At 65.3% G+C, this 4,896-nt stretch carries 6 protein-coding genes; 5 read left to right on the forward strand and 1 reads right to left on the reverse strand.

The window, feature by feature from the left end; genetic code table 11:
• Window positions 1–323, forward strand: a 323-nt coding sequence (locus tag COGEMETH_RS09430) for a hypothetical protein (protein ID WP_238182339.1), incomplete at its 5' end; no start/stop codon positions are given.
• A 593-nt stretch (window positions 324–916) separates the two neighbouring features.
• On the opposite strand, the gene COGEMETH_RS09435 is transcribed toward COGEMETH_RS09430, so the two are convergent.
• Window positions 917–1,888 (reverse strand): GlxA family transcriptional regulator, encoded by a 972-nt coding sequence (locus COGEMETH_RS09435; RefSeq protein ID WP_238182340.1) that lies wholly within the window; start codon window positions 1,886–1,888, stop codon window positions 917–919.
• A gap of 134 nt (window positions 1,889–2,022) precedes the next feature.
• Between COGEMETH_RS09435 and COGEMETH_RS09440 the strand changes: the two genes are divergently transcribed.
• The 4 genes from COGEMETH_RS09440 to COGEMETH_RS09455 all read left to right on the forward strand — a co-directional run.
• Window positions 2,023–2,934, forward strand: coding sequence for an alpha/beta fold hydrolase (locus COGEMETH_RS09440; protein ID WP_238182341.1), 912 nt, complete (start codon window positions 2,023–2,025; stop codon window positions 2,932–2,934).
• Window positions 2,935–2,996: 62 nt separating this feature from the next.
• Window positions 2,997–3,473: a DUF302 domain-containing protein gene (locus COGEMETH_RS09445; RefSeq protein ID WP_306421735.1), complete on the forward strand. Its 477-nt coding sequence runs from the start codon at window positions 2,997–2,999 to the stop codon at window positions 3,471–3,473.
• Between the two features lie 345 nt (window positions 3,474–3,818).
• Window positions 3,819–4,058, forward strand: a complete 240-nt coding sequence (locus tag COGEMETH_RS09450) for a hypothetical protein (RefSeq protein WP_238182343.1) — start codon at window positions 3,819–3,821, stop codon at window positions 4,056–4,058.
• A 591-nt stretch (window positions 4,059–4,649) separates the two neighbouring features.
• Window positions 4,650–4,896, forward strand: a 247-nt coding sequence (locus COGEMETH_RS09455) for a DUF3489 domain-containing protein (protein ID WP_238182344.1), incomplete at its 3' end; no start/stop codon positions are given.

The raw sequence follows: 4,896 nt of genomic DNA on the forward strand, positions 1-4,896 counted from the left end.
GGGATCAGCGGCTCGATGAGGCGCAACATGTCCGTCATGTCCGGTCTCGTGGCATAGGCGGGGCTCCTGCATTCGCACCGGCCGGACCGGAGATCTTCCGGGGCTGGCTACGGAGGCATGGACGCTGCCAATCCTGGATTATTCCGGCATCCCAAGATCTTTTTGGGCGGGCCTTCGAGATAGCCCCTCACAACGGAGTGCCCCGAATCGGCAAGGAAATGATTTTACAGAAGGTTGGGAATAACCAGCAGAAGCTGGCGTCTGTCCGGTTATCGCTGCCTGACATTTTCTTTCTTGGCACGATAAATGGAGATATGACATGAACTCTCTCAAAAAACTCTCGGGCCTATTATTTGCGTCTGCTTGTACGCTTGCTGTTCTGACGGGTGCCTCGGAAGCCCGCACAGTTCAGTACACCGAGACCCACGTGGTCCGGACCGAGCCTCTCTCAGTGCCCGTCGGCTCCCCGTACTGGCTCGGACGCATGGACACCGACAGCGGCAACGCCAAGAACCCCGCGCTTCCGAGTTACGCCCAGGCCCGTGGTCAGGAAACCGGTGGCCCGGCCCGCGAACTCATCCCGAACTAACCTTCGGCGACGCGAGGACGCCTCTCCTGTCCGAGTTCAGGCGTCCTCAGCCTCAGAAAGCTTCGGCCTGTGGCCGGCGTGGGCCGCGACCATCACATCCCACGGTGACGGGATCTTAAGGATCTCGCCGAGAAAGCCGAGGAATGCTGTCACGTTCGGGGGGCGGCGGTTTTCAGGGCACCTTCGTGCGCCGACAGGCGGATGACGATTCAGGGCAGGCATGCCCATCGGTATCCGCGCATCCCGCAAGCGGACTTCGTGCGTGCCCCATCGAAATCGCACACAGTGCACTGAGCGCCGGCCGTATGAAGGCCGTCGCCAGGACGGTCAATCGCAAACAGCTGCCAGCGCGGCGTCGGACCCATTCAGGTGGCGTGCGTTGCGCCGGATGACCTGGGGCGGCTGGCCGAAGGCTCGGAGGAACGCGCGCCGCATCCGCTCCCGGTCGGCGAAGCCGGTCTCCTGGGCGACGGTGTCCAGCGAGTGCCGACCGTCCTCCAGCATCGTTCGGGCGGCATCCAGACGCAGGTTCTCGACCGCCTTCGCAGGTGACTGACCGGTCTCCTCCCGGAAGATGCGGCTGAACTGCCGCGGACCCAGGCACGCGGCCTCTGCGAGCTCGTCGACGGAGAGTTCGTTCCTCAGGTTGCTCTGGGCGTAGGCCAAGACCTTCTGTACCCGGTCGGACCGCGGCTGAAGTTCCAGCAGGGCGGAGAACTGCGACTGGCCGCCGGTCCTGCGGTGATAGACGACGAGCTTCTTCGCGATGCCCTTCGACACCGTGGCTCCGAGATCGTCCTCAACCAGCGCGAGCGTGAGGTCGATCCCGGCCGTCATGCCGGCCGAGGTCCAGACGTTGCCGTCCGCGATGAAGATGCGGTCGTCGTCGACCTTGATCGATGGATGAAGTCGCTGCAGCTCGCGTGCATGGGCCCAGTGGGTCGCCGCCCTCCTGCCATCGAGCAGGCCCGCCTCGGCCAGGAGAAACGCCCCGGTGCAGGTCGCGGCGACGCGGCGAGCGGTGGCGGCCGTCTCGCGCAACCGCTCGATTAGGCCAGGCGCCGACGGGCCGACCGTAAGCGCGCCGACGACGATGACTGTGTCGAAGCGCCGGCCTGCGAAGGGCTCGGTGTCGATGACCATCCCGATGGACGTCCGGATCGGCCCGCCCACTTCGGACAGAAACGTTATCGCGTAAAAGTCGTGGCCAACCTCCAGGTTGGCGATCTCGAACGCCGTCAGGGGGGCCAGGTTCATCACCTGAAAGTTGGGGAACAAGACAACACCGATGGCAGGCATTACGGACCTCTAGGGCGAATGTCCGAATAAGGTGGATGTTTGACATATGGGATATGCCAGTGAGCGTCTAGCTTTCATTGCAACAGGCGTGGCCGCCACCCCGTGCAGTCCCGCCGCTCAGGACCCCGACCGCCATGAACGCACCATCCCCCGTCGCGTCCGGCAAGGACGCCGAAGACTATACCCGCCGCTGGCTCCCGTCCGGCGAGATCGCCTTCACGACCCTGAAGGACGGGACCCGCATCCGGTACGTGCGCGTGGGCCGTGGACCGGACCTCGTTCTGACCCACACCGTGCGCACGCAGCTCGACCTATTCCAGCGCGTGATCCCGATGCTGTCGCCGCATTTCACCGTCTACGCGCTCGACCTGCCGGGCTTCGGCTGGTCGGACCTGAAGCCGGGATTTCCGAAGGACGAGCCCACCCTCCGGGCGGCCCTCAAGGAGTTCATCGCCAACCTCGGTATCGTGCGGCCGATCCTCGCGGGCGAGTCCATCGGGGCGACCCTCTCGATCTCGCTCGCCGCGGAACTCGGGGACAAGGTCGAGCAGGTCTTCGCCTTCAACACATACGATTATTTGCCGGGCCTGGAGCGATCCAATCTTCTGGCCTCGATCATCATCAAGAGCGTGCGCGCGCCGGTCGTCGGCCCGGTCTTCGCGGCGCTGGAGAACCGAACCATCACCGGCGGCATCATGAAAGGAGGTTTCCACGATCCGCGTAGCCTGCCCGCGGACCTCCTGGACGAGTATGCCCGCGTCGGCGCTCGCACCGGCTACAGCCGGGCGGCACGGACGCTCCTCAAAGCTCTCCCGAGCTTTGTTTCTGCCCGCGCCCGCTACCGCTCCATCACCGCGCCCGTCACGCTCGTTTGGGGCGACAAGGACTGGTCGACGCTCCAGGATCGCACGGGCGTCGAGAGGGCCGTGCCGTTGCCGACAGTCGTCACCCTCGAGCGGACGGGGCACTTTAGCGCCCTCGAACGTCCGCAGGCCTGGGCCGACATTATTCTCACGGCGACGGCGAAAGCCCGGGCGGCCTCATGAGGCACTGCGGCCCTTCACCCTCCATCACTGCCATTTGTGGAACTGAACCGATGACTGGTTACATGACCTCGGCTGCCGTTACCGTGGAGCACGTGACGCTTCGCTCGACCAAGCCGTTCGAGGCGGTGCGGGAGGCTCTGGAAGCCGCGGTGCCTCCACTTGATCACGCCTATGTCAAGCTCCTGCTGGATGGGAACGTGGACGAGGCGCGCGACCTCCTCGAACGGCAAGCGCCGCTCTCGATATTCGGAGCCCGGGATCATGGAGGCTTGCTTCTCACCACCGGCCTGACCCGCAAGGCCATCCAGTACGACATCGGTAACCCGCTCACGGCCACCCGGATGACCCGGCACGTACTCTCCGCCGCCCTGTACGCGCCGATCCGGGTACTCCTGCGTGAGGATGCCGAGGGCGGCGTTGCCTTCGAGTACCACCGCCCGGCCACGACCTTCTGGCAGTTCGGGAACCCGGAGGTCGATCGCGTCGCAAGTGAGCTGGACGCGCAGCTTGGAACTACGCTCACCGCGGCTGCTGGCTGATCAGGAGCAGCGCTTTTGCAGATGTCCGCTCGTCTGGCTCGGTTGCTCGTAAGCGGATGGTCGCAGAACCAACCCTCTCGGCCGTAGGTCACTGCCTCACCGAGCCGCCGACAAACGGACATTCCCAGCTTCTGCAAAGGGTCAAATTCTTCCGTTGGGATTGGAGGATTGCGAATAAGCGGCGTGATTTGGCAGCGGGGTTTGAGATTCGGCTGCACACTTGTCGAGAGGCCGGCGTATCTTGATAGCCTGCTCTAAAATCCGAGGCTGAGCTCTGACGATTCGACTGGACTACGGTGGCAGTCCGAGCATGTGTGTGCTGGTCAATCCTGATAAGGAGCCAGCATGGGCACGTCCGATCTGAGTATTACCGCCTGCCTTTCCGTGATCAGCCTGCGTCTGACCGATGCTGCGGCGGTGGCAAGCGCTGCGCTGACCTGCGCCGCCGCAGGCTCCGAGCGCGAGGCACTGCGCATCGCCATGGAACCCGATGGCCTCCTGAGTGAAGCCCAGACCCTGCACGGCGCCGTCTGCCTGATCGGCCGCATGCAGCGCTCGAACGAGAGACCGGTCCCCGCGGGCTGAGATCATGCCGAGTTCCGTGTGGTGACGCCCCTGCCCCGCCGGCCCTCAACGCCGATGACGGGGCCGGGTCAGTGACGGGGACGGTCTCGTCCGGCAGCAACCCCTGCCCGAGCTCGGAGCGTAGCCATGACACAGATGCATACGACACCCTTGACCCAATCCGAGACGCGCTACCTCGCCCAGGCTGCCGCTCGGACGGACGGGTTCCTTGTCCTGCCCGAGTCGCTCAAGCCCGCCACACAACAGCGTCTGATCGGCAAGTTCATCCGGTCCGGGCTAGTCACCCGGCAGGAGGTCGCAGGCGCGATCGAGCATCGGCTAACCCCGGCAGGCTACCGCGCCGTTGGTCGCAAGGCGCCGCGGGCGAAGCGGTCCACCGCGGTAGTGGCCTCTTATCCTTCCACCGACTCCACCGTGCCCTCCTCCCTGGACGCGGTTCCTCCGATTTCGACTGGAGCCAGGCCGCTTGCTGGCCTCGACTCCGCTGTCGGCCCAATAGAACCTCCGGTCCAGGCACCAACCTTGGCCTCTGCTTCGGCGTCCCGCGACATGGGTGACGGTGAAGCATCTCCCCCTCTCACGAAGCGGGCGGTGTTCTTCGGTCTGCTCGCCCGCGAGACCGGCGCGAGCCTCGTCGAGATCATCGCCGCGACGGGCTGGCTAGCGCATACCAGCCGGGCCGCACTCTCCCGCCTGCGCACTGCCGGTGAGCCGTTGGCCAAGAGCACGCGCGCGGACGGCTGCACCACCTACCGACTCGTGCCGGTCGAGGCGCTTGCCCCGACACCGGCCCGCACCAGTCGGCCCCGCCGGACTAAGGCCAAGGCTGACGGGGCCT

This window comes from Methylobacterium trifolii, assembly GCF_022179685.1.
GTDB classification, from domain to species: Bacteria; Pseudomonadota; Alphaproteobacteria; order Rhizobiales; family Beijerinckiaceae; genus Methylobacterium; species Methylobacterium trifolii.